The sequence below is a fragment of the Treponema ruminis genome (assembly GCF_014201975.1).
Taxonomy (GTDB): Bacteria; Spirochaetota; Spirochaetia; order Treponematales; family Treponemataceae; genus Treponema_D; species Treponema_D ruminis.
In genome coordinates this window covers 278552-303584 of record NZ_JACHFQ010000003.1, presented here as the reverse complement: position 1 = coordinate 303584, position 25033 = coordinate 278552, and the positions used below count along the sequence as shown (strand labels likewise).

General features: G+C 44.7%; 18 protein-coding genes and 1 tRNA gene. 14 read left to right on the top strand and 5 right to left on the bottom strand.

All coding sequences use genetic code 11. The features are described 5' to 3' along the window. Positions 1-182 precede the first annotated feature (182 nt). The 5 genes from HNP76_RS05760 to ffh all read left to right on the top strand — a co-directional run bounded on the left by HNP76_RS05760 (position 183) and on the right by ffh (position 6298). Positions 183-2363 (top strand): GGDEF domain-containing protein, encoded by a 2181-nt coding sequence (locus HNP76_RS05760; RefSeq protein ID WP_184658398.1) that lies wholly within the window; start codon positions 183-185, stop codon positions 2361-2363. Beyond that, positions 2344-3240, top strand: a complete 897-nt coding sequence (gene ispH, locus HNP76_RS05755; protein WP_184658396.1) for a 4-hydroxy-3-methylbut-2-enyl diphosphate reductase — start codon at positions 2344-2346, stop codon at positions 3238-3240. The genes HNP76_RS05760 and ispH overlap by 20 nt, the downstream gene beginning before the upstream one ends. Positions 3241-3301: 61 nt before the next feature. Next, positions 3302-3751 (top strand): nucleoside-diphosphate kinase, encoded by a 450-nt coding sequence (gene ndk / locus HNP76_RS05750; protein ID WP_184658394.1) that lies wholly within the window; start codon positions 3302-3304, stop codon positions 3749-3751. Between the two features lie 14 nt (positions 3752-3765). Next, a complete protein-coding gene (locus tag HNP76_RS05745; RefSeq protein ID WP_375781883.1) occupies positions 3766-4845 on the top strand; it encodes an NAD(P)H-dependent glycerol-3-phosphate dehydrogenase in 1080 nt (359 codons plus the stop codon). 25 nt (positions 4846-4870) lie between these two features. After that, the gene (gene ffh, locus HNP76_RS05740) at positions 4871-6298 is read left to right on the top strand and encodes a signal recognition particle protein (protein ID WP_184658391.1); all 1428 of its coding nucleotides are present in this window, start codon (positions 4871-4873) and stop codon (positions 6296-6298) included. Here the strand turns inward: ffh and HNP76_RS05735 are convergent. Continuing rightward, positions 6295-7023, bottom strand: coding sequence for an early set domain-containing protein (locus tag HNP76_RS05735; RefSeq protein ID WP_184658389.1), 729 nt, complete (start codon positions 7021-7023; stop codon positions 6295-6297). The genes ffh and HNP76_RS05735 overlap by 4 nt on opposite strands. Before the next feature lie 115 nt (positions 7024-7138). Between HNP76_RS05735 and flcA the strand changes: the two genes are divergently transcribed. Continuing rightward, entirely contained in the window at positions 7139-10594 is a 3456-nt protein-coding gene (gene flcA, locus HNP76_RS05730) for a periplasmic flagellar collar protein FlcA (RefSeq protein ID WP_184658387.1), read from the top strand. Then, on the top strand, positions 10594-11208 hold the full coding sequence (locus HNP76_RS05725) for a diacylglycerol/polyprenol kinase family protein (RefSeq protein WP_184658385.1): 615 nt from the start codon (positions 10594-10596) through the stop codon (positions 11206-11208). Before flcA ends, HNP76_RS05725 begins: the two co-directional genes overlap by 1 nt. 15 nt (positions 11209-11223) lie before the next feature. Here the strand turns inward: HNP76_RS05725 and HNP76_RS05720 are convergent, their stop codons facing one another. Beyond that, positions 11224-12048, bottom strand: a complete 825-nt coding sequence (locus HNP76_RS05720; protein WP_184658384.1) for a hypothetical protein — start codon at positions 12046-12048, stop codon at positions 11224-11226. Positions 12049-12161: 113 nt separating this feature from the next. Here HNP76_RS05720 and HNP76_RS05715 point away from each other — a divergent pair, with 113 nt between their 5' ends. From HNP76_RS05715 to HNP76_RS05685, 7 genes are all read left to right on the top strand, one after another. Then, positions 12162-12860, top strand: coding sequence for a DUF2259 domain-containing protein (locus HNP76_RS05715; RefSeq protein ID WP_184658382.1), 699 nt, complete (start codon positions 12162-12164; stop codon positions 12858-12860). A gap of 114 nt (positions 12861-12974) precedes the next feature. Then, a complete protein-coding gene (locus HNP76_RS05710) occupies positions 12975-14933 on the top strand; it encodes an AMP-dependent synthetase/ligase (RefSeq protein WP_184658380.1) in 1959 nt (652 codons plus the stop codon). Between the two features lie 37 nt (positions 14934-14970). Next, a tRNA-Thr gene (locus HNP76_RS05705) sits at positions 14971-15043 on the top strand. Between the two features lie 52 nt (positions 15044-15095). Further along, positions 15096-15800, top strand: a complete 705-nt coding sequence (locus HNP76_RS05700) for a YggS family pyridoxal phosphate-dependent enzyme (RefSeq protein ID WP_184658378.1) — start codon at positions 15096-15098, stop codon at positions 15798-15800. A gap of 74 nt (positions 15801-15874) precedes the next feature. After that, positions 15875-19081 carry an isoleucine--tRNA ligase gene (gene ileS / locus HNP76_RS05695; protein WP_184658377.1) on the top strand — a complete coding sequence of 1069 codons (3207 nt, stop codon included), beginning with the start codon at positions 15875-15877 and terminating at the stop codon, positions 19079-19081. Next, a complete protein-coding gene (locus HNP76_RS05690) occupies positions 19068-19937 on the top strand; it encodes a TP0453 family lipoprotein (RefSeq protein WP_184658375.1) in 870 nt (289 codons plus the stop codon). Before ileS ends, HNP76_RS05690 begins: the two co-directional genes overlap by 14 nt. Before the next feature lies 1 nt (position 19938). Next, positions 19939-20550, top strand: coding sequence for a tetratricopeptide repeat protein (locus HNP76_RS05685; RefSeq protein WP_184658373.1), 612 nt, complete (start codon positions 19939-19941; stop codon positions 20548-20550). On the opposite strand, the gene HNP76_RS05680 is transcribed toward HNP76_RS05685, so the two are convergent. Genes HNP76_RS05680 through HNP76_RS05670 form a run of 3 tightly spaced genes read right to left on the bottom strand, consistent with a single transcriptional unit; the run spans position 20547 to position 25031 of the window. Beyond that, a complete protein-coding gene (locus tag HNP76_RS05680) occupies positions 20547-21986 on the bottom strand; it encodes a hypothetical protein (RefSeq protein WP_184658371.1) in 1440 nt (479 codons plus the stop codon). The two genes, HNP76_RS05685 and HNP76_RS05680, sit on opposite strands and share 4 nt — an antisense overlap. A gap of 44 nt (positions 21987-22030) precedes the next feature. Beyond that, positions 22031-23506: a motility associated factor glycosyltransferase family protein gene (locus HNP76_RS05675; protein WP_184658369.1), complete on the bottom strand. Its 1476-nt coding sequence runs from the start codon at positions 23504-23506 to the stop codon at positions 22031-22033. A 19-nt stretch (positions 23507-23525) separates the two neighbouring features. After that, positions 23526-25031: a 6-hydroxymethylpterin diphosphokinase MptE-like protein gene (locus tag HNP76_RS05670; RefSeq protein WP_184658367.1), complete on the bottom strand. Its 1506-nt coding sequence runs from the start codon at positions 25029-25031 to the stop codon at positions 23526-23528. Positions 25032-25033: the final 2 nt, after the last annotated feature.

Here is a 25033-nt window from a genome sequence, read left to right as displayed (position 1 = left end):
TTTATACTTCCTAAATCACCTGCCACAGATTTTTCTTTATATTTTCTGAAATGTATGCTAATATTTTAAATATGTTTTTTAAATCGAAGAGAAAAATAACTCAGAATACTTTGAGAATCCTTTCAACACTTGTAATAAGTTTAATTGTGACTATGGTTGCATTTTTGCTAAACAATATTGCAATGAAAAATGCACGAAAGATTGCGCAAAAAACTTATCATGAAAACTGTGAGATGATTCTTCAGGGATATTCTGTTGGAATACATCATTATCTGGATAATTACCGCACTTCTCTTGAATCTATATATTATCCCCAATTGTTTGCAAATGGTTCCACAGAAGAAATTCAAAAATGGATTATTCAAAATATACAATACTTAAGTGATGATTTTTGTCATGTTTTTTATGTCGATTCGAATTATCAGGGCTATTTTTCGACTGGTGAAGTCGTTGATTTAAGAGGTGAGTCATATCTTTCTCCGTCAAATTTTAAGGATACGGATTATTATGTAAGTGACATGCAATATTTTTCGATGGCTGATTATCCTGTATTCTTTATCGAAAAACCTTGTTATAATTCTGAGCGTGAATTTAACGGCTATCTCTGTGCGTCATTAAAAATCAGCGTGCTTTCAAAAATTGATAGTGAAATACGTATAGGCGAGAAGGCTGTTCCTGTGATTATAGATCGGGCGGGTCTTATCCTTACTCATCCTGATGAAAATTACATTGGAAAAATCTATATCCCGGCTTCCAAAAAATATCGTAAAATTACGTCTGACATTATAGCGCGAGAAGGCCGGGGCTATGTTGAAACTGAAAGCCACCTGGGTGAGCCAATCGACCTTTTTTATATGCCTATTGAAGATTGTGGTTGGATTCTTGCGGTTAGTTTTAAGAAAGAATATCTTTCTGCCATATATACAAAAGTTGATATAATAAAATATCTGATTCTTTTGGTGACTATAGGTGCCCTTGTCCTCCTGCTTTTTTTTGAAACAATCATTTCTAATTATTTTTACAGAAACCAGTTGATTGAGCCTCTCTATGATCCGCTTACAAAACTCTGGTCAAGGCAGAGATTTGAAACTGAAGTTGCAAAACTTTTCAGGCGTAATCCAAAATCCAAATTCATGCTGATTGATACTGATATTCGTGGATTTAAATTCGTTAATCAGAATTATACAGAAGATGAAGCTGACAAAATGATTGCCTTTTATGCCAGAACTCTTAATGACATTGTGCAGGAATACAAAGGGATAATAGGCCGCGGGTATGCTGATCATTTTTATATTTTAGTCAAGATTCGAAATGTGCGGGAAGCAATGAATATTTTTAAGGGAACTACCTATCTGCTCAATGAAATGATAAAAGCTTATGAAATACCGTTCTTTCCCAAATTTGGAATTACGTTTTGTAAACCAAGCTATCATCCCGAAATCACCGTAAAGGAACTGATTGGACAGGCCGCCTTTGCAAAAAGTACGATAAAAGACAATATGCTATCGCCTTATTCTATTTACAATGCCCGTCTTTTGAGTAAAATCAATGAGGAAAGAAAATTTGAGCAGTGCATGAAATCTTCCATTGAGAATCAGGATTTCTTCGTAGTGTACCAGCCCAAAATCCTGCTTGAAAACGAGTCTATTGTCGGAGCAGAGGCTTTGGTTAGGTGGAAGCATCCTGAACTCGGCATGATTTATCCTGACAAGTTTATCCCTCTTTTTGAGCGCAACGGCTTTATCGTAAAGCTTGATTTTTACGTCTATGACAAGGTTTTCCACTTCCTGGATTCCCAGCTCAAGGCTGGAAAGCCGGTCGTTCCGATTTCGGTTAACATGAGCCGGAATCACAATAAGCCCGAAACCTTCATGATGGAATTCATGCGCATTTTCCGGCGATATACTATACCGCCTTATCTTGTGCAGGTTGAGATTATCGAGCGTTCCGTCATGGACAGGGATACTCTGTGTAAGATTACAAATGCCCTTCACAAGGAAGGTTTTACTGTCGCCATGGATGATTTTGGAAGCGGTGAGTCTTCACTCAATATGCTTGCCAAGGTTCCTGTTGACGTGCTCAAATTTGACCGCGAATTCCTTCTTTCTTCCATGCACGAAAACGGTGAAATGGAAGAAAAGTCGGCGAATTTTATCCGCACTCTTGTAAAATTGAGCAAGAATCTTGAAAAGGAAACCGTTTTTGAGGGCGTTGAAACTCAGAGGCAGCGTGATTTCCTTCGCTCGATAAACTGCGACCAGGTTCAGGGATATTTTTATTCCAAGCCGCTGATTGAAGAGAATTTCGTGAATTTTATTGCTTCCAACATTAAGGATGAAAGAAATGAAAGTTCTTCGCGCTAAAATTCTCGGATTTTGTGCAGGCGTGCGCCGGGCCGTCGTTACTGCAGAAAAGGCTCTTGATGAAAACAAGGGGCAGGTCTACACGCTCGGACCTTTGATTCACAATCCTGTCGCACTGAACAAGCTTGCTGAGCGCAATTTAAAAATCCTCGTTGAAAGCAAAATTCCTCTTTTAGAGTCCGGGGACACTGTAATTATCCGGGCTCATGGAGTTCCGCCTGAGACGGAAGAAGCAATCCGGGAGAGGGGAGTGAATGTAGTAAACGCCACCTGTCCCTTGGTAACGAAAAGTCAGGAAAGGGCCGCTGAATATGCCTCAAAGGGATATGTGATTTTCTTTGCCGGTGACAAAAATCACGGCGAGGTCGTTGGAATCGAAGGCTATGCCCGCAAGGGAGCCAAAAATGCCGGAAAGGAACTCAACTTTGTCCTCATAAAAGATGTCGATGAACTGAAATCTTCTATTAATATGCTTTCCTCTCAGAAAAAACTTGCTTCTGATTCAAATATTGTCCTTCTTTCCCAGACGACCTTCAGCATAAAGATGTTTGACCAGCTTCAAAAGGAGCTTAAAAATTCCTTCCCAAAAGTCGAAGTCATCAGTTCGATTTGCCCGGCCACTCATGAGCGCCAGGACAGTCTGGTTGAACTGTGTGAAAAAGTTGACGGAGTGGTCGTAATCGGCGGCAAAAACTCTGCCAACACAAACCGCCTTTTTGCTACCGCTCAAAAACTCTGCAAAAAAGCCGTCCTTATCGAGACGCCTCAAGAAATTCCCCGGGAATTTTTCGAGCTTGAAAGCGTTGGAATTACGGCCGGGGCAAGCACTCCGGACGATACGATTTCTGCCGTCGAAAGAAAATTGAAGGCTGAATGAAAAATTACTTTTCGGTTTTCTACTTTCCATTTTCCACTTTCTACTGTATAATTATAAAATTATGACAAGATGTTTTGCTATGTGTAAGCCTGGCGTATTGAACCGCCGGCTCGTTGGTCAGGTCATTACTCGTTTGGAGAATAAAGGCCTCAAGTTGGTTGGATTGAAACTCATGAACATTTCAAAAGAGCTTGCTTCTAAGCATTATGCTGAGCATCAGGGCAAGCCTTTCTATGACGAGCTTGTTTCTTACATTACAAGTGCTCCTGTTGTAGCAATGGTATGGCAGATGGACAACGATGACTGCGTTACTCTGGTTCGCAAGGTTGTCGGTGCTACAAAGCCAAGTGAAGCTGCTCCTGGAACAATCCGCGGAGATTTCTGCTCACACACAAGCCACAATATCATTCATGCTTCTGACTCAGACGCAAGTGCAGAGCGTGAAATCAATCTATTTTTTAAACCGGAAGAGATTATCGATTGGAAAGACGAAGCTGAGTGCTGGTTCTAGAAAATAAGTCGAGGATAAGAATGAAAGCAAAGAGTGTCGGTGTAATTGGTGCTGGTGCGTGGGGCTCAGGTCTTGCGCAGGCTATCGCACGAGGTGGGCATAAGGTCCAGGTTTGGGCTATGGAAAGCGATGTCGTTGAAAGCATCAACAATGAGCATGAGAACAAAAGGTATCTCCCGGGATATCCGCTCTCAGAAAATCTCACTGCATCTACAAATATCGAAGAAGTCGCAAACGGAAAGGAATATCTGATTCTTGCTTCTCCTTCTTTGTTCATTGCGAGTACGGCCAAAAAGATTGCCAGCGTTCCTTCAATTAAAAACGGGGAAACCGTAATCGGTGTCCTTACAAAAGGTTTCGTTGCATCTGATGACGGTCCTCGCCTTATCCTCGACACTCTCGAAGAAGTGCTTCCTGAGTGCTACAAGGGTGCCCTCGTTTATATTTCGGGTCCTAGCCATGCTGAGGAAGTTGCAATGGGCAAGCTTACAGGCCTTATCGCCGCAAGTGAGCATGCCCTCAATTCAATTAAATTCCGTGAGCTTTTGCGTGTGCCTGGGCTTATGGTTTATTCATCACTTGATGTAATCGGCGTCCAGATTTGTGCCGCCGCCAAGAATGTCGTTGCTGTTGTTTACGGTGCTTTGGATGCCGTCAGCGAACATTCTGATATTTTCGGAGACAATTCCGAGAGCCTCCTTCTTGCAGCCGGTTTGAACGAGCTTCAGACAATCGGTTTTGCTATGGGAGCAACCCATGCCGAGACATTTACTTCAATTGCCGGAGTGGGGGATTTGGATGTAACCTGCCGCTCAAAATACGGACGTAACCGCCGCTTTGGCCAGGACATCATCAAAACAGATATTCTTTCAAAATTCAAAAACCTGGATGATTTAATCGCCAGAATCGGTGAAATCGGCTATCTTTCAGAAGGCGCTGTTGCCTGCAAATTTATTCATCAGATTGCCGAAAAGCACAATTTAAAACTCCCGATTTGTGACAGTCTTTATCGAATCCTCAACAAAGAAATCGAGCCTATGGCCTTGTTGCAGGAACTTATGATGCAGGGAAAAATGGCGTCCGAAGAGGACTAATAAATAAAAGGAATAAATTGAACAAATGTTAGAAAAACTTACGAATACCTTCAGTGACATCATGCGCTCTGTGAGCGGAAAGTCAAAAATCACTGAGAAAAATATCGAAGAAACTGTTGAGCAGATTAAAATGGCCTTGCTCGAAGCCGATGTCAACCTCCGTGTTGTACGCCGCTTCGTAAATGCCACAATCGAAGAAGCCAAGGGCGAAAAGGTTCTCCGTGCGGTAGATCCTGGCCAGCAGTTCACAAAAATCATCTACGACCGAATCGTAAAGCTTTTGGGCGACACAAAGGTCGATCTGCAGCTCAAAGGACCGGACACTCAGTCTGTGATTTTGCTCCTCGGTCTGCAGGGTGCCGGTAAAACAACCGCTGCCCACAAACTCGCAGCCCGCCTTGCCAAAAACGGGCGCAAGCCACTTCTTGTTGCCTGTGACCTTGTTCGCCCTGCCGCCATGGAACAGCTCAAGCAGCTGGGCGATAAAATCGGCATCCCTGTCTATCTTGAAGATGGGGCAAAAGATGCCGTTAAGGTTGCCAAAAACGCAATTTCTTACGCAAAAAAGAACGCAATAGATACAATCATCGTCGATACGGCCGGCCGATTGCAGATTGACGAAGCCATGATGAAAGAGCTGGTCGACGTTAAAAAGGCTGTTGATCCGGTTGAGACTATTTTGGTCGCTGACTCAATGACTGGTCAGAATGCCGTTGACATCGCAAAATCTTTCGACGAGCAGCTTGGTCTTTCAGGCGTCATCCTTACCAAGTTTGACTCAGATGCACGAGGCGGTGCAGCCCTTTCTCTCAAATCAATCACTGACAAGCCGATTCTTTTCATCGGTACAGGTGAAAAAACAGAAGATTTCGAGCCATTCCATCCTGAGCGAATCGCCAGCCGAATTCTGGGCATGGGCGACATCGTTTCTTTGGTTGAAAAAGCTCAGGAAACCGTCGACATCGAGGAAGCCAAAAAACTTGAGCAGAAGATGGCCCGCAACGAGTTTACCCTCGATGACATGCTTTCTCAGTTCGAGAATGTCGGCAAAATGGGCAACCTTTCTTCTTTAATGGAAATGATTCCTGGTCTTGCAGGTCAGGTAGATCCTAGCAAACTCGATATGTCTGGAATCGCCCACCAAAAGGCAATCATCCAGTCAATGACAAAAAAAGAGCGTGCTAACCACCTGATTATCGGTCCTGCCCGCCGCAAGCGAATTGCAGCCGGAAGCGGTACCAGCGTTGCCGAAGTAAATAAGCTCATCAAGCAGTTTGAAAAGACAAAGCTCACCATGAAAAAGCTCAGCCGTAACCGCGGAATGCAGGCTAAACTCATGCAGCAGCTTGGCGGCATGGGCGGAGCCGGCGGAATGGGAGGCATGGGTGGTCTCGGAGATTTGAGCAAGCTTGGCGATCTTGCCAAACTTGCCGGTAAATTCAAGGGATTTTAATTTATCGTAATGCAGCTTACAATCCTGCCGTCGTTTGAATAACCTCGGCTAGGATTTGTTTCGTCTATGAATGAAGTGATTCCGTTGTAGTAGGAATAATAATATGTTCCCGGGTGCAAGGGAATGTCAATCACGTATTTTCCAGGTTCTGTTTCTTTCATTTCGTAAATCCAGCTGTCCCAGTTGGTAAAGCTTCCTCCAAGCCGGATTTTTCTGCCGCTTTCGCTGTGACAGACAAAGTGGGTAAGGCCGTTGTTGAGTTTTTCAGTTATTTCGATTTCTTCCGGCGGCAAGTCAATGTATGAAAGTGAGTAATTCTCGTATTCGTTGTAAACTACGTTCTGATTTTGCGGGTCAGTTGTCCAAAGTCCGTCAATTACAACCCGGTAGCTGATTCGGGAAAGTTTTTTCGGCATTTCAAGAATGTAAAAATAGTATGAAGAAGTAATCTCTCCTTCATAGCCGTAATTTTTTCTGAGCTGGTAGTAGTGAATCTTTCTGAATTCTTCAAAGTCAAATGCAATTCCGATTGAGTTGGCCGTGACAGGGGCGGTAAAGACAACGAAATTGTTCGAGATATAGGGTGCGCTGACTCCCTTGATTTCAGTGAGTGTCAAATCGTATTCGTAAGTGTCAATTTTAGGAGCGGCTTCCTTTGCAAAAAGTGGTGATGCAAAAGATGCAAAAAGAGTAAGAAATCCCGTCAAAATCAAAATCTTTTTCATACTTTATTTATCGGTATTTCAAAAAAAAAGTAAACAAATATAAGAAATTTTTTGCTATAAAGCCTTGTTTCCAAAATGCCGAAACTAGAGTATACTAGAGTAGGTGGGACTTTAAATGCCAGGATTAAATCAGCTCAAACAATTTTCAGAAGATATTCGCGAAGTAGGTGATGAGGTAAAGATTCGTGCCCAGCGCGGCGAAAAAGTGCCTGTCATTCCTTTTCCACAGGGAATTTCTGAGGACGACGACTCTGATGACTTTATCATCGGATTACCTGATAAGAACAGGCCTGTCGAAGCACAGGAAGAAGAAGATTTAGGCTCAATCGAAGACATTCTCGGGACAGCTCCTGCTTCTCCTGCGGGTGGCGATGATTTGTCGGGGCTTGATTCTGATATTGCGGCCCTGCTCAATCCACAGGGGGCTGCCGACGAAGATGCCCTTGCTGATTTTTTAAATGATGATAATCCTGCCTCTGTTACTTCTGATGCCGAACCGCTCGAAGAAGCTGAGCCTGAAACTCCGCTCGAAGATTTGGATTTGGATTCCCTGCTTGCTCCTAGTGGAGATAATGGCGGTGATGAAGAAGCCGCTCCTAAAACCGAAAAATTTACAGACTTGGGCGATGCCCTTTCAAATCTTGGTGACTTAACTGATGATTTGGGTGATTTAGGCGACCTTGCCGATGTAAGCGACTTAAAGGCGCCTGAAGCCCCGGCTCAGGAAGAAGAGCCTGCTGCTGATGTCCTTTCAGAGCCTCTTTCAGAAAATTCTTTTGCCTCTGATATTGCTGAAGCTCCTGCCGCAGATACGGCTGATTTTATCGAAGAAAGTCCTTCTGCAGACGATGATATTCCTACCGTTGATACAAGCGACCTTGGTGACCTTGGAGATTTAGGCGATCTGGGTGACCTGGGTGATCTGGATTCTTTTGCAGGAGGCGATTCTACAGAAAGCCCGGCTGCTCAAGGCGATGACCTTGCCCCGGCTTCTGAAGATGATTTTGCTTCCCCGATTTCTGAAATAGATCTTTCTCCAGACGCACTTGCTGCTGATATTCCGCCTGTAGAAAGCCCTCAGACTGATTCTGCTGCCTCTTCCGATGACCTTTTTGCCATGGATTTGGATGCCTTGGCTGACGGGGGCGATTCTTCTGCTCCTGCCTCAGAAGGTGATGGCGGATTTGATTTTAATACTGACATTCTTGATGACCTCGGCGATGCGGGAAGTGCAGACCTTGCTTCTGCTGCTGACCTTTCTGCCCCTGCTGAAATCCCGGATGCCTTTGATGAAGTTCCTGATGAAGCACCGGGCACTGCCGAAGATGTAGGGCAGGAAGAGCCGATTGACTCATTCGATACGTCTGCAATGGACGGCGTTGACTTTGGTCCAAGCCAGCCTGCCGGCGTAGATGAATTCCCTGCGACAGATGACGGTCTTGGCGGAGACGATGACTTTGTCCTCGATTCAAGCTTTGAAATTCCGGGCTTCTCAGACACAGAAACTGCTGATCTGGGCAAAAAAAAGCCCCTTCTTGATACAATTGACTTCTCAAAGGGCAAGGAAGGCCGTCCGAAGAATGCCTTAACTGATGAGGAATACGTTCAGTTCAAAAAGAACCTTTCTAATTATCCTCTCAACCTGCGAATTGCCCTCGAAGATTTTATTGCCCGCGACGAATTCACTGATGAGGCTGTATTTGAAATCATCGAAAAAGTCCTCAAAAAGGTTTCTGCCCGCCAGCTGGCAACCCAGCTCGAAAAAATCCTCGATATTTCAATCAATATCCCGCGCGATTTTGAGAGACGTTCTTTCGCTGAATACGAGGCTTACAAGCAGTCATTCCAGTATCAGCTCAAAAACAGAATTATTCCGGCCGCAATCGTGGGCGTTATCCTTGCCTTCGTCTGCTTTGGTCTTTTCAAGGCCGGCCAGCACTTCATTTACGAGCCTGTCATGGCTAACATGCACTATAAGCAGGGCTACACTCTGCTCGAGGCAAACGAATTCCCTCAGTCCGAGGACGAATTTGCAAAGGCTGTCCGCTACCGGGCTGTCAAAAAATGGTTCTTCAAGTATGCGGTCGGCTATCGCGGCAAAAAGCAGTTTGAGCGTGCCGCAAAAATGTACAGAAACATCCTTGCTGTCTTCGATCATGACAAGCAGGCCGGTCTCGATTACGCTGACATGGAATTGTATGACCGTGCAAACTACGAGCGTGCCGAAGAAATCGTCCGCCGTGAAGTCCTTGACTACCATATAAATGATGCCGACGGAATCCTCATGCTGGGAGACGTTTTCCTTGAATGGGCCGAAGTCGAGCCTTCAAAATACGAGCTTGCAAAAGAGCAGTATCTTGATTTGATTCAGCGATATGGAAGCAACAATGTCTATCTCTCACGAATGATGCGCTACAACATCCGCACAGACAAGCTTCGTGAAGTCATTTACTACAAGAATATTTTCTATCAGAGCAAGCAGGACAAGCAGAACCTTAAGAATCTTGGTGCTGCCGACTGGACTGAGCTCAGCGGCTACATGCTTGAAAAACTTTACGGTGCTTTGAGCAAGAATGACGAGTATCTGCGCTCTTCTATTGAAGACGTCCTTGCAATGCTTAACCTTGCTATTAAGGCAGATCCTTCAAATCCTGTCGCCCGCTACAACCTGGCCCGATATTTCATCCACAACGGAAATACAGAGCAGGCAAAAGTCGAGCTTGAGCGAAGTCTTGATCTCTTTGAGAAGGTAATCGTCCGCACTAAAAAGAATGTTTACCGCGAAATCAATGCTTCCCGCGTTCTTGGTGAGCTTTATGCGGCCAACCGAGAGTATCTCAAGGCTCAGACGATTTACACCCGTGGAATCAACCTCTACAACGAGGAGCATGAGGCCAGCGAGCTTGAAGGAGACGCAAATACAGGAAAACTTTTCGCCGATATGGGTGATTTGGATTACTTTATTTCCGGCGAAATGGATGATGCCCTTTACAATTACGAAAAGGCAATCGAAATCAAGAATGATACTCCTTCAATCAATTACCGCGTGGGTGCAATTTATTATAACAGAAAGAATTATGATAATGCCCTCGTATCATTCATCAAGGTTGCGGAAAAAGAGCCTCGTGACCCTAACATCCTTCTTTCTCTTGGAAACGTGCTTTCACTCCGCGGTGACAATTTTGCTGCCGAAAGCTATTATGCTGACTTGCTCAGAGTTCTTGATCAGGGCCGGGAAAAGCAGAAGCTTCTTCTCCCTCAGGAAGATGACGATGATTATGCAGTCGTAGATTTGTACCTCAAGGTAAACAACAACCTTGGCGTCACTTTGTATCGTCTTGCACAGCAGACAGGTGACAGCGGAAGAAATGCTGAGGCAATTGTCCGCCTTTCTGACTCAATCCGTGCATATGACGCCCTCACACGCAACCAGCAGACTATGATCCGCATGGAAGGAAGCAATCTCGCTGCCCAGAACTCAAAATATATCACTCATCCGTATCCTGATTTTGAGCCTGCAATTTACACGGATATTCCGCGCTTGCTTTCTGGTGAAAAGGGCCTGGAGTAATGAAGTATTTTTGCTATCAGATAGGAATTGAATTAAAGAATCAGCTCACTTCGCTTCGAAAAGAGTTTTTCCGAAAGACAATTCATATCTGTACGGCATTTGTTCCACTTTTCATGCATTTTGCCCGGGTTCCGGCCATCCTCTGCCTTTGTGCGGCCGGAGTCCTTTACATTATCGCAGAAAGCCTCCGCTCAAACGGACATGAAATCCCCCTCGTATCTGACATAACTGCCGCCGCTGCCCGTAAGCGTGATGAAAATAAATTCGTGCTTGGGCCTGTGACTCTGGTTGCCGGAATCATTGCGGCTGCCCTTTTATGGGATGAAAAGGCTGCCAGTGTCGGCATTCTCGCCCTGGCCTTTGGAGATGGACTTGCAAGCCTTGCAGGAAAGTCTTTTGGAAAAATCCACGTGCCCTATACCCACGGTAAAACTGTTGAGGGAAGCCTAACTTGCTTTGCGGCTATTTTTTCATCAACATTCTTAGTGACTGATAACTGCCAGATGTCGCTTCTTGTGGCAACCCTGGGTGCCCTGATTGAAGTCCTTCCCCTCAAAGATTTTGACAATCTGATTATTCCGATTTTCCTTGGCGGAATCGTAACTTATTTTTAGCCTTTTAATTAAAAATCAGCTCCACATGTACATCTTATGAATAAAATAGAGGTAGCGGTAACTTCCAAGAACTAAGGCAAGCGAACCCAAGACAAGAAAAACAAAGGTGTCACAGCTTACAATCATCGAATAGCCTAAAATCAGAAGAAATGATGACGAAGACAGGTGCTTGTGCTCAAGACTGTTCTTTTTTATTCCCTGAACCCAAAATGAAAGGGTGGTCGTGACGAAAAGCAGAAGCCTGAAAATATTAATCAGAATCATAAAGCCTTCCGTTACAAGACCTGTGGAAGCGATTCTTGCCGTATTCATTGGAATGATTGCCGCAAAAACGACCGAAGCCGTCATCATGATGATGTAATTGCGTTCAACGTCCTGCCTTTGGCTTGTCTCGCTGAAAAGAGCGGCGCACAAAAAACTTAAGGGGGCAAGTGTTCGGCCAAAAAGAACGACCTTGCCTGCGAAAATCAAAATGTTGGAAAATGACTGCCAGAGCCCCAGGCAAATGGAAACAAAGCGGGCTGATTCTGCCATGCAGGCGATTAAAAAGCCCGTGAAGAAGATGATTTCGCTGGTCTGGGTGTTTTCAAAATATCTTATAAGGAAGAAAAAGCAAATCGGAATGTAGAAAAAAAGAATGGCAAAGGAAAGCATGACCGCTAGAAAGTTGTTCTTCAAAAAGGGAATACTGTTGAAAAAAGCCGGGAGACGGTAGGCCGGAGGAATGAGGATATTTTTTGTGGCTATTGAATAGATTAAAGTCGCAAGCATTGAAATGAAAAGCAGCAGGCTTGAAATAAGAAAAATCTGTATGAAACTGTTGCGGTTTTTTAATGTCATATAAAAATCTTAATCGGAAGACAAAAATATGTAAAGAGTTAATTTCAAAAGCCGAAAATAATATAGAAGTCTGATTTACTGAAATTTTCAGTTTTTGATTTTTGGGAGGACGTATGAAAAAGCTACTGATATCTGGAATTCTTCTTGCTGCTGGATTTAGCTTGTTTGCAGGAGATGCTGCCGCTTTTGTTGATTTGGGACTTTCGAGCGACGGCAGAACTTATGCGTTCGGAGAATATGGAAAGACTGACAAAAGTTTTCAGGGCTATGCCGAAATTTATACCGTTGACATTGAAAAAAATGATTTCATAGCCGGTGAGGTTTTTAAGACTCAGGCTTCAGCCGCTACAGGTTCAAAGAGCGGTAAGGCGGTTTTCGACGAGCTTTACAGCAAGGCGAACTGGAAACTCAAGAAATATGACTTTAAGCCGGCTCCAGTTGATAACCTCTTGTATCTTCGTGATGACAAAAAGGCCGGAGAAAGCGAAATTGTTTTCAAGGACTTTGAGGGCTCAACAGTAGAGCAGAGCGTTTTCTACCATATAAAACTTGTAAAGACTTGCGAGGGTAGCGGAGAAAACCTTCGTTCTTCATTCTTCATCACTCTTGAAAAGAAGAACGGCGACGGTGAGGTCATCAGCCGAAATATCGTTGGCTCGCCTGACATCAAGCGCAAAAAGGTTACTGATTACAGGATTGACCGAATCTTCTCTGACAAAAGCGGACGAAACCTCGTTTTCGTAGTTGAAAAGACTCTCTCAGACGTGAACGGAAGTTCCATCCGCTACATGGTTGAGACAATCCGCCTCTAGTTAAAAATATATTTCCAAACAAAAAATTTTCTCTATCTTGACAAAAAGACAAATAATGTCATAATGAAATAATCTTAAAATGAATGGCATTTTTGTGCCCAAAAGGAATTTCCGATGGACTTGTCGAAGTTTGAGAAAAATCTTGGTAGCAACCTTCCTCTTCTTTTTAAAGCAAAAGTGAATAAATGCCCGCACACAACCCTGCAGGCCGTCAAAAATAAGAGCGGAATGTTCGTCCGTTACAGCTATTCACAGGTCTATCAGCATGTAATTGAGCTTGCCTCAGCCCTCAAAAAACTGGGCGTCAAAAAAGGCGATAAAATCGGCCTCATGAGTGACAACCGCCGCGAATGGCTCATCACTGACTTTGCCCTTCTTTCTTTGGGAGCAATTGACGTTCCGCGAGGCTGTGATTCAATGGGCGTTGAGATGCGCTTTATACTCAATTTCGTTGAGGCAGAAATTTCTTTCTTTGAAAACGCCCGCCAGCTTGAAAAAGTCCTCGAAAATATCGAAGAAGTTCCTACCCTTAAAAAAGCCATTCTTTATGACCATGCAGATCAGAAAACCCTCGATGAAGCAAAAGCCAAGGGAATCGAAGTCATTTATTATTCAATTCTTGAGTCAGAGGGAACTGCCATCACCAAGGAAGAGTGGCAGGAAATTGAAGCTGGCATGCAGAATATTTCAAAAGATGATGTCGCAACCATTATCTTCACTTCGGGTACGACCGGCCTTCCAAAGGGCGTTCAGCTTACCCACGACAACTATCTTGCCCAGTGCGAGGTTTGCCGCAGCGTTCTCGGCCTCATGCAGGCAGGCGATTTGTGGCTCACAGTCCTTCCAATCTGGCACAGCTTTGAGCGAGCCTTCATTTACATGGTAATTACCCTTGAAGGTGGCTTTGCTTATTCAAAACCGATTGCTTCCGTAATGATTGCTGACATGCAGCTTGTCCAGCCTCAGTGGATGAATGCCGTTCCGCGTTTGTGGGAGTCCGTTGCCCAGGGAATTTACCGTGAAGTCAAAAAGCAGAGCGCGCTTAACCGTCTCATTTTCAAATATTCAGTTCTTTTTGGAAACTGGTACTACAAGTCAAAGGCCCGCTTTTTGGGCTTGAGGTGCCGCTATCACTGGTATCCCCGCATCATCGACTATGTAACAGGATTTTTCCCCTTCGTCCTTTTGTGGCCGTCACATGTTTTGGGCGAGCAGTTTGTTTTCTCCCGCATTCGCCAGAAGTTCGGCGGAAAATTCCGTGCGGCTATTTCAGGCGGCGGAGCTCTGCAGCCTGAGACAGAGGATTTTTTCAACGCAATCGGCTTCCGTCTGCTTGAAGGTTACGGCATGACTGAAACTGCACCGGTAATTTCAGTCCGCAACTCAAAACGCCCTCGAAACAACAATGTCGGCTGGATTTTTCCAAGCTTCGACCTTAAAATCGTGGCAGAAAAAGACGGTCAGATTGTTGACGGAAAGCCTTTGAAGCCTGGAAAACGCGGTTTGGTTCTCGTAAAGGGCCGCCAGATCATGAAGGGCTACTACAAACGTCAGGATTTGACCGATGCCGTAATCGACAAAGACGGCTGGCTCAACACCGGTGACCTTGGAATGATTTCATGCGACCACGAGCTTAAAATCGTAGGACGAGCAAAGGACACAATCGTTCTTCTTGGCGGTGAAAACATCGAACCTGCCGTTATCGAAAAGGCTATCAATGCAAGTCCTTATGTCGAGCGCACTGTCGTAGTCGGCCAGGACCAGAAATACGTTGGCGCCCTTATCGTTCCTGACCAGAGCAATGTAATTTCTTATGCCGAAGAAAACAACATCGTTTATGACACATACGAAAGTCTTTTGGAGACAAGTGAAATCCAGAACCTCTTCCGCTCGGAAATCGACACTCTGGACAACGCAAAAACAGGATTCCGAACATGCGAGCGAATCTTTAAATTTGCCTTGTTGAAGGAAAGTTTCGAGCTTAACCGCGAAATCAATGCCAAGCAGGAGCTCATGAGGCATAAAATCAACAAATTGTACAAAAAAGAGATAAATATGATTTTTAAGGCTTGACATAATCGCGGGTAATTTGTACAATACCGTCACATTTGCTGCTTTAGCTCAGTTGGTAGAGCACGTGATTTGTAATCTCGGGGTCGTGGGTCCAAGTCCTACAAGCAGCTTTCAAGCCAGTTCCACTTTTGGGATTGGCTTTTTTTGTATATGGAGAGTTTTATGGCACAAATCGCAGAGAATTTAAAAACAATACTGAATAAAATCCGTGAGATTGAAAAAAAAGCGGACAGAGCAGAAAATACCGTAAAGCTCGTTGCCGTGAGCAAGTTCCATCCGGCTGAGGCCGTGATTGAAGCCGCCAGCGCAGGGCAGAATCTTTTTGGTGAGAACCGTGTCCAGGAAGCCGCTGCAAAATTCGACGAAATCCGTGCCAAGGGCATAAATCTAGACCTTCACATAATCGGCTCTCTCCAGCGTAACAAAGTCAAAGAAGCCGTGCGCATCGCAAGCTGCATCGAAAGCGTTGACCGAATCGAATTGCTCGAAGAGATTGAAAAACAGGCCGCAAAAATCAACAAGAGCATCGAGGTCCTTTTTGAAGTCCACACTGGCGAAGACAGCAAGGCGGGCTTTACGAGCGAAGAAGATTTGACTCTTGCAATTGAACGTTGTGCCAAAGGCGACTTCCCGCACATTACTCCAAAAGGCTTTATGACGATGGCTCCCTTTACCGAGGACAAAGAACTGGTTCGAAAATCCTTCGTGACACTCAGAGAATTGCGTGAAAAGTTCCAGAAAACTTTCCCTGCTCTTGATTTGTGCGAGCTTTCGATGGGAATGAGCGGGGACTACGATATTGCGATTGAGGAAGGTTCTACAATCGTTAGGATCGGAACTGCGATTTTTGGCGAGAGAGTCTATTAATAGGCAACTATAGATTCTTCTATTAAAATTTATTATAATTATTCCCAAATATTTTCACTTTACGAGGAATAATTGTGTACAAGTCAGTTGATGCTAAGGTAGATTTTCCAAAGCAGGAAGAAGAAGTTTTAGAGTTCTGGAAGAAGAACGACACTTTCAAAAAATCGGTTTCACAGCGTGAAGGCTGTGAGGAGTTCATTTTCTTTGACGGACCACCTTTTGCTACAGGTCTGCCACACTTCGGTCACTTCATTCCATCAACAATTAAAGACATAATTCCGCGTTACCAGACAATGAAGGGCAAAAAAGTCGAGCGTCGCTTCGGCTGGGACTGCCACGGTTTGCCTGTAGAAAACCTTATCGAAAAAGAGCTTGGAATCAACTCTAAGCACGAGATTGAAGAATACGGTGTTGCAAATTTCAACGACAAATGCCGTGCTTCTGTTCTTAAATACACCGGCGAATGGCGAAAAACCATTACCCGCATGGGCCGCTGGGTCGATTTTGACAATGACTACAAAACCATGAACCCTGACTTCATGGAGACTATCTGGTGGGTTGCCAAGTCTTTGTGGGACAAGGGCATGATTTACGAGGGCAAGTACATTTTGCCTTACTGCCCTCGCTGTGCTACAGTCCTTTCAACTCACGAGCTTGCTCAGGGCTACAAAGAAAAGCAGGATCCTGCAATCACAATCCGTTTCAAGGTTACAAAGGCTCCGTCTGCATTCAAAGACGACGAAATGACCAACGGAAAGACATATTTCCTTGCATGGACAACAACTCCATGGACTTTGCCTTCAAACCTCGGCCTCTGTATGGGTCCTGAGATTGACTATGTAAAGATTTTGGACAAGTCTTCAGGCGACTACTACATTCTCGCTGAAGCCCGCCTTGCTTCTTACTACAAGAACGCAGAGGACTACGAAATCATTTACCGCCACAAGGGTGCTGAATTCCTTGGCGCAGAGTACGAGCCTCTTTTCCCATATTTTGCAAATCTCAAGGATGCTGCCGAGTGTGAAAAACAGAGCGGACAGAAGTGTGAGAAGGGTGCATTCCGCCTCATGAACGCAGATTATGTCTCAACCGAAGACGGTACTGGTATCGTTCATATCGCACCGGCATTTGGTGAGGACGACAGCAAAGTATTCGCTGGTAGCGGAGTTCCTTTTGTTGAGCCAATCGACGCTGAGTGCCGCTTTACAAAAGAAGTTTCTGACTATGCGGGCGTTTTCGTAAAGGATGCCGACAAGGACATCATGGACCGCCTCAAGAAAGAGGGCAAGCTCGTTAAGCGTGAGACTGTAAATCACCAGTACCCTCACTGCTGGCGCTGTGGTTCTCCTCTCATTTACCGCGGAATCGGCTCATGGTTCGTAAAAGTTGCTGACCAGCACGAACGCCTTCTCAAGGCAAACAGTCAGATTAAATGGCAGCCAGCCCACATCAAGGAAGGCCGCTTCGGAAAATGGCTCGCAGGAAGCCGTGACTGGGCAATCAGCCGAAACCGCTACTGGGGTAACCCGATCCCAATCTGGCGTTGTGACGACTGCGGCGAGAAAATCTGTATCGGAAGCCGTGCCGAGCTCAAGGAAAAGAGCGGAGTCGACCTGGACGACCTTCACAAGCAGTTCGTTGACAAAGTAACAATCAAATGTAAGTGCGGCGGAACAATGCACCGAATCCCGGAAGTCTTTGACTGTTGGTTCGAGTCTGGTTCTATGCCTTACGCTCAGCAGCACTATCCGTTTGAAAACAAAGAATATTTTGAAAAGCATTTCCCTGCTGACTTCATCTCAGAGGGCCTGGATCAGACACGAGGCTGGTTCTACACGCTTACAATTCTTGCCGCAGAGCTTTTCGATGCTCCTGCATTCAAGAACTGTATCGTAAACGGTCTTGTACTTGCAGAAGACGGCCGCAAGATGTCTAAGTCACTCCGAAACTACACTGACCCGGTTGAGGCAATCAATCAGTTTGGTGCCGACGCACTCCGCCTCTTCCTCACACACTCAGCTGTAGTTAAGGCAGACGACCTCCGCTACTCAGACAACGGAGTTCGCGAAGTCCTCAAGAATATCCTCATTCCTCTCTGGAGCGGATATTCATTCTTCGTAACTTACGCAAATATCGACAATTACACTGCAAAAGGAAGCGTTTTTGACGGTCTCAAGCCTTCAAATCCTCTTGATGCATGGATTGTCTCAATCACACAGAAAATGATTAAGGATGTCACCGAGGCTTTGGACGACTATGACCTGAGCTCGGCAATCGATCCTCTCATCAACTTCATCGACCAGCTCAATAACTGGTATATCCGCCGCTCTCGACGCCGCTTCTGGAAGAGCGAGAACGACAGCGACAAATCAGAGGCATACGAGTCACTTTACTATGCACTCAAATCATTCTCAATGGTTGCAGCTCCTTTCATTCCTTTCATCACAGAAAGCATGTGGCAGAACCTGCGCACTGAGAAAGACGCTGAGTCAGTTCACCTGGTTGACTTCCCGCTTTACAACGCTGCCCTCCGCGACGAAAAACTTGAGTTCCGCATGGACACTGTTCAGAAAGCCGTTTCAATGGGACGAAGCTTGCGCAATCAGTTCAACCTCAAAAACCGCCAGCCATTGGCTTCTACTCAGCTTGTTACACGCAACGCCGAGGAGCGCAAGGTTCTTGAGAGCATGATTGACACAATCCGCGAAGAACTTAACGTTAAGGATGTAATCTTCCATGAGCGCGAGGATGAACTTGTTGAATACAAGGCAAAGGCTAACTTCAAGGTTCTCGGAAAGGAACTTGGTGCAAAAATGAAGGCTGCCGCAGCAAAAATCGTCGAGCTTAAAAACGAGGCAATTGCTGACATCCTCAACGGCAAAAAAGTTTCAGTCGATGTTGACGGTCAGAGCGTTGACCTTAACACAGATAAAATCATCGTAGAGCGAATCGAAAAGGAAGACCTCAAGGTTGTAAATGACGGTACGCTCACTGTTGGTCTTGATACAAAAGTTACAGACGAGCTCAAAAAAGAGGGCTATGTCCGTGACCTTATCCGCGGAATCCAGAACCTCCGAAAGGAGAGCGGTTTCGAAGTCACTGACCGAATCAAGCTCTTCGTTTCAGGCGACTCTGATTTGAAGGACGCATTTGCAAAATTCAAGGATTTCGTAACAGGCGAAACTCTGGCTGTCGTCGAAGAATGGAAGGAAAAACTTGACAAGTCTTCTTCTGTTGAAGCTGACGACAAAACCTGGAGCATTTCTATTGAAAAGGCTTAATCTTACAAGGCTTGCGGCTGCTTTTTTGCTGGCCGCAGGCCTTTTTACATCTTGTAAATCTACTCCGGACCTTGCTCCCGTAGACCCTTTCGAACTTCTGGACGGAGACGCGGCCCTTTATCTTTCTCTTCCGGTTCAGGCTCATCAGGATTTTGTTCTTTCAGCGATTCAAAAAGTGGCCGGGGCAAATGAGGCCGACGCCCAGAAAATCGCCGAGCGGCTGAACACTGCCTATATTGCCCTTGGCATAAACGGAAATCTTCAGCTTTCATGCAGCGGAAAAATCCCCCAAAATTTTGTTGGAATGGCCCTCAATGAAAAAAAAGGCTGGAAGCCAGGCGTAATCGCCCAGCAGACCGTTTATACTCATCAGGAAAGCCTTTACCAGCTTTGTCTCCCTTCTTCTTCAAACGCCTTTCTTTCAAATAATATAGAGCCAATGGTCTTGCGCTTTAACAAAATCGCATATTCAGACCAGAGCATTTCCGAAAAACTCCTTTCTGAGTCCATGAATGAGGGCCTTTACCGCCTGCTTCATGACAATAACACTTCTGACATTGTAATGTATTCTCCGCTTCCCCAGGCTTTCATGAAGTCAATGCTGGGCTCTGCAGGCATCAATCTTCCGATTGAGTCATTCTTTGCCGTCCTCTCCCAGTACCGGGGGGTAAAAGAGCAGTTCAATGTCAAACTCATAATCAACATGTCCGATCCTAGAACAGTCAAGGCAACTAGTGCATTGCTCAAAACGGCCTTGTTCGGAGTTCCTGCAAAAATTTCGCAGACCGGACAAAAACAAATTACTATAACCGATTTGCCGGTTTCAAAAGCCCGGCTCCTGGGAATAATCCGCTAATATGAAAAAGTTTTATTGCTTTCAATCACTTTTGATTCTTTTTTCTGTCTTCTTTTTTTCCTGTGCTTCAACTGAGCTTAGGGTTCCTGGAGAGACAGAGCTTATTTTCAAAAATATTTCCACTGAGTATTACAATATCGCCGAAGGCTACATGGATATTAAAAAATACGACAAGGCGGCCGAGTATTATAAGCTTGCCATGCGCAACAAGGAACTGAATCTTCCTGCCTATTATAAGCTTGCCCGCTCTTATGCCCTTGCAAAAAACTGGGAAAAAGCCAGCCAGTGCTATGACGAGCTTTTAAAGCTTGACCCAGAAAACAGCATGCTGAAGGTGAGTATTGCCTACATTACGGCTATGAGCGGTAAAACTGATGAGGGAATCCTTCAATACAAGGAATTGCTCAAGGCAAATCCCTATGACCAGAATCTGCTTGAAAGTTACGTCGCCCTTCTCATAAGCGTGGGGCGGGGGGAAGACGCCGAGGAATCCTTCTTCGTGCTCAAAGAAAAATTCCCGGATAATAAGCAGCTTTCTACTTTTGCCCAGCAGCTTGATGAACTTGTAGATAACTTCAATGCTGATAAAAAAGCCGTGCAGCCGCAGTCTTAATTATTTTCCATGTATTCCTTGTATTTTTCTGGATTTGCCCTGAATGCGACGATTGGCGAATCCGGATCCTGACTAGCGTAATCAAGAGCCTGACCTGCTTCAAGAATGATTCTTTCGGCTTTGATGCTTCTTCCGCTGGCAGACGAAATTCCGATTGAAACTTCATTTACTGCATTGTTGTCTTTCAAGAAGTCTGCAATTTTATTGTAAATCACTTCGAAATTGTCTACACTGGTCTGCAAATCAGTCCTAACGATTGCGGCGTAAGAATCTGCCTTGTACTCAAAAAGCTCCGCATTGTCTGTCGCCTTTTTGATGATGGAGACGATATTTTTTGAAAGGGAATTGCCACGGTCCAGCCCTCTGATTTTGACAAGTGAAAGGGTTGTGTCTGCATCAGCGGCAATCGCCTGATCAAGGCTTTCTTCCAGAGATGACTGGAGTGACAGCTGGGTGACTTGAGAAAGAGGCTTGTCTTCGACCGGCAGAGGCTCACTCTTATTTTCCGGCTCAGACTTATCAGCAAAGAAATCTTCGTCTGAAAGGGCCAGGTTTTCCTGCTCCATCTGGTCGATTATATCGAGACCGCCTTCATCTTCCTCGCTATCTTTTTCATCAGCAAAAAGCTCGTCTGTGTTCCATTCCTGTTCATCTTCGTCCGTAAAAAGAGGATCTTCTTTTGGAAACTCAATTGATGCGATTTCTTCTTCTTTTTCTTCCTGCGGCTCTTCAAAAAGATCGTCTTCGGCTCTTTCTTCGATATTCTGCTCTGGATTAAAGAGGGGCTCTTCTTCTGCCTTTGCTTCTTCCTTGCTTTCTGCAGGCTCCTGGGCAGTCTGTTCATTTGATGGAGCCTGAACTTCTTCAGTTCTTTCGGCTATATTTTCCCCGGAAGTTTCTGCTTCTTCGCTTTCCTCATTTGAATTTGAAAGAGATTCCGGCTTTTTGAAGGTATTTTTGTTTTTTGGACGGATTTCGTAATAATCGTTTGTTGATGGTTCGCTTCCGCTTGTGAATACGATGAAAATTCCAACGACAAGGGTGCCGATTAAAATCAGGAGAAAGGCGAATCTTGAATGCTTGTAGATTGAGCCCGGCGTCATCAGGTAAATTGATGCCTTGAGGGTAAAATTTTTGCCTGCGACGTTTTCCGTGTCAGAGTAGGATTTTACAAGTTCTGGCGACGGGAGGGAGAAGCTTGTCGGCGGATATGAATAGACCAGAGAGCCGTTGACTTCAAGTTTGAGGGATGAAAAATCATTGATGTTGCCAATTGCCTGAATGAAGTTGATTGAAAAGGCTGAGCTTCCGTAAGGATTGTTTGCGAAAGTTTCTTTTGTCTGACTTAAAAGTTTTTCATAGCGGGCGTCAGCTCTGACAGTTCCATTCTTTTTGTCGATGTAAACACCTGATGCGAAAAAAACTATGGCTGTCAAAAATATAATGGAACATAATATAGAAATAAATGTAATCGGTCTTTTCATATTCTTTCAGTATATCTCAATATTTTAAGGTATGCAAGGAAAGCAGAGTCTTTTCCTAGTTTTGCCATGAGAGGAAGCAGGGTAGTGAAGGTGAATGAGTCTTCATCGATATCATCCTCTGACCTGAATGTATTGCGTAAGTCTTTACAATACTGTGATTTAAAATTTTTTAAGCTGAATCGTCCGTAAGGTATTTTTTCATTGCTGTCGTCCTCTTTTTTTGTCATGAAATCTGCGAGAGAATTTTTATAGGCCTCAAGAATTTCACTTGTGATTTTATTTTCTGAGATTTTTACGACCGGAGTGCGGTACATGAGGGAAGAATAGGCTTGCTCGGCAGGGCTCATCCTTGTCGCCTTTGAGTAAAACTGACTTTCCAGATAAGTTCCGCCTGCATAGGGTTTGCCGTCAATATAAGCAAAGTCAGCCCCGAAGAATTCAATTTGACTGAAGCCTAGTGATTTTGCAAGGCTGGCTGCCGCTATTGTGACGGTTCCGCTTCCTGAGTTGATATGGACAAAATTTCGTCTGCCCTCGAACATGGATGCGTACTGGGCAAGTGGATGTCCTGTTTCTGCAAAAAGAACCTTTCCTGATTTTTCGATGACTTTTCTTGCTGCAGAAGAATTTGCGCACAAATCAAAGACAAAAAGGGCTTTTTTGCTGATTTTTTCCATATAGTGCTGATGGGAAACCATCTGTCCGTCAATCGATACAACGGCATCGCTTTCGATTTTGTGCTTTGATAGGCTAGAAAAGGCTGTGTCTGTGGCGATTATGAAATACTTTTCGCGATTTTCCCTGAGGAAGCTTATTTTTTCGTTGAGGCTGGGCCCCGCTGCGATTATTGCCGCTGTTTTTTGCTCTGTGAGGGGTAGAATGGATTTTTTTACATCATTGAAGCTGCTTGTTTTTTCTGCCAGCGAGAGGTTTGAAAGTATGTTCTTCTGCCAGATTTTACCGAAGTGGCTCTGAACCGAAAAATCCGATGCAAGAAGTTTTATTGCCTTTGTGATTTTATTTCTGGCATCTTCCGCTTCATTTTGGAAAATATTTTCCCACTGACGGAGTGAAAGAATCGTTAGGTTTCCGTGAAGGGCCGGCTTGTATTTTGCCAGAAGCTTTTCCTCCAGATTTTCAAGGGAAGTAAGGGTAACGCGGGAATCGCCCTGCAAATTTTTGACGCAGGGGATTGCTGAAAGAAAATCGATTGCATTTTGAGAGATTTCAAGGACAAGAATTTTTGCCCTGGGGCATTTTGCGAGGACTTCCTGAATGTGATAGCCGCCTGCCAGTCCAAGAATTACGAAAAAAAGGCAGTCGCTTCCTACATTTGCCGCAAATCCCTGGGCTTCACGAGTCGGATTGTATTTTGAGTGCAAGGAAACTTCCTGACCCGACTGATTTTTGCAAAGCGGAATCAGGCTCTTGTCCTTAGCCTCGATTATCTGCGAATATGAATAATCCCCCATTTCCCCACCTGTCTATATTTTACAGCAATTTTTCACATTCTTTAAGTAGTTTTTCGATTTTTTCTTTGAGTTTTGACTTTAATTCTTCGCACTTTTCTCCGGGAAATTTCCTCTTGATAAGGATTGAATCCATGGGAAAAACTTCGTCTGCAAATTTCTGGCTCTGGGAAAGTTCCCTGAGTTTTGCTAGTATTTTTACCTTTCTTTCGCTTCCACTGACTTTGATTTTTGCGGCTTTGAAAAGAATCGGCTTTTTATTGGGTGCGCTCTTAGACAGAAGAGACTCTTGTGCCATGAATTCTTCCCAGTTGATTTCACTGATTTTTCCCAGGGAAAAGTCGTATTTAAAATTATCAGACAGCCTGAAAACTCTTTTTGAAAAATATTCCGAATTTGAAATGAACCAGTTGCGGTAAATCTCAAGAGAAGTCTGTGAATTGAATCTTGATGCCGTCATTCTTGTCTCAGCACTTTTGAGCCTGAAATCTTTTCTGGCATTGTCATTTTCAAGTGCATTGGGCTGAGTGTGCTGAAAAGAGGGGGCAGGGGCCTGGTCAAGTCCGCAAAGATAAATCCTTCCATCTGTGAGTGAGTGGGCAAAGCAAAGTGCCGTACCAGCCACGGTACCGTTCCGCTCGGAAAGCATGTAGGGGCTGCCTATTGAATCCAAAAATTCCCTTTCAAGACCGTCTTCGTAGCACAGGGGAAGAATCTCACCTTGGGTTAGCAGCTTTTTGGGAGCGGCGCTTTCTGCTTCAAGGGCAAAGACTGTTTCGACATTTTCTGAGCCCGAAAAATTCAGGTGCTTTTTTGCCCAGTAGCCGCCGTCACTTGAAATCACAAGGTCGGGCCGGATTCCCTTTTTTGCCAGAGGCATGAAGGCAGATGAAACTGCAATCAAAAAGAAGGAATTCCGGTATTTTTTGAGGAAGGGCAGGGATGTTTTTAAGCTTGGCCCTGAGGCTGCAATTATTACCGGGAGTGAGCCTTTTTCGAGCAGCAGAGTCTTTTGGATTTTAGATGCAAAAATCAGGGAATTTTTGAGCCATCTTTTTGAAAAATAAGCCCTTGTCGCAAGCACATCCCTTGCTTTTAAAATCGCCTTTTTGATTTCCTGCCATGCAAGCATTGATTCTTCGGGGAAGATGTTTTTTGATGCCGTCCAGTCAAAGGCCAGGCTTGAAATCAGCTTTTCTTCGCCCAAAGAATTGAAAAGGTCTTCACTAAGGGCAATTGGAGAGTCCTTAAGGTAAAAGACCTTGTCCCATTTGTCGTCGGCCTGTGAAAAATCTTTTGAAAAGCGTATTGCGCAAAGGAGCGCCCCCGGAAACTTTTTTTTGAGCGGAGAAGCGCAATAGGATAGGGCAGGTTCGAGTATAAAAACGCAAAGAGGGGAAAAATCTGCCTGAATGTTCTCGGCGAATCTTTCTCCCTCTGTCTGCGGGTTATATTTTGAATGTAAGTATTTTCCTTGAACCGAACAGGTAAGCTCTCCTGTCCGGCTAGGCTCGAAATTTACCGGCATCT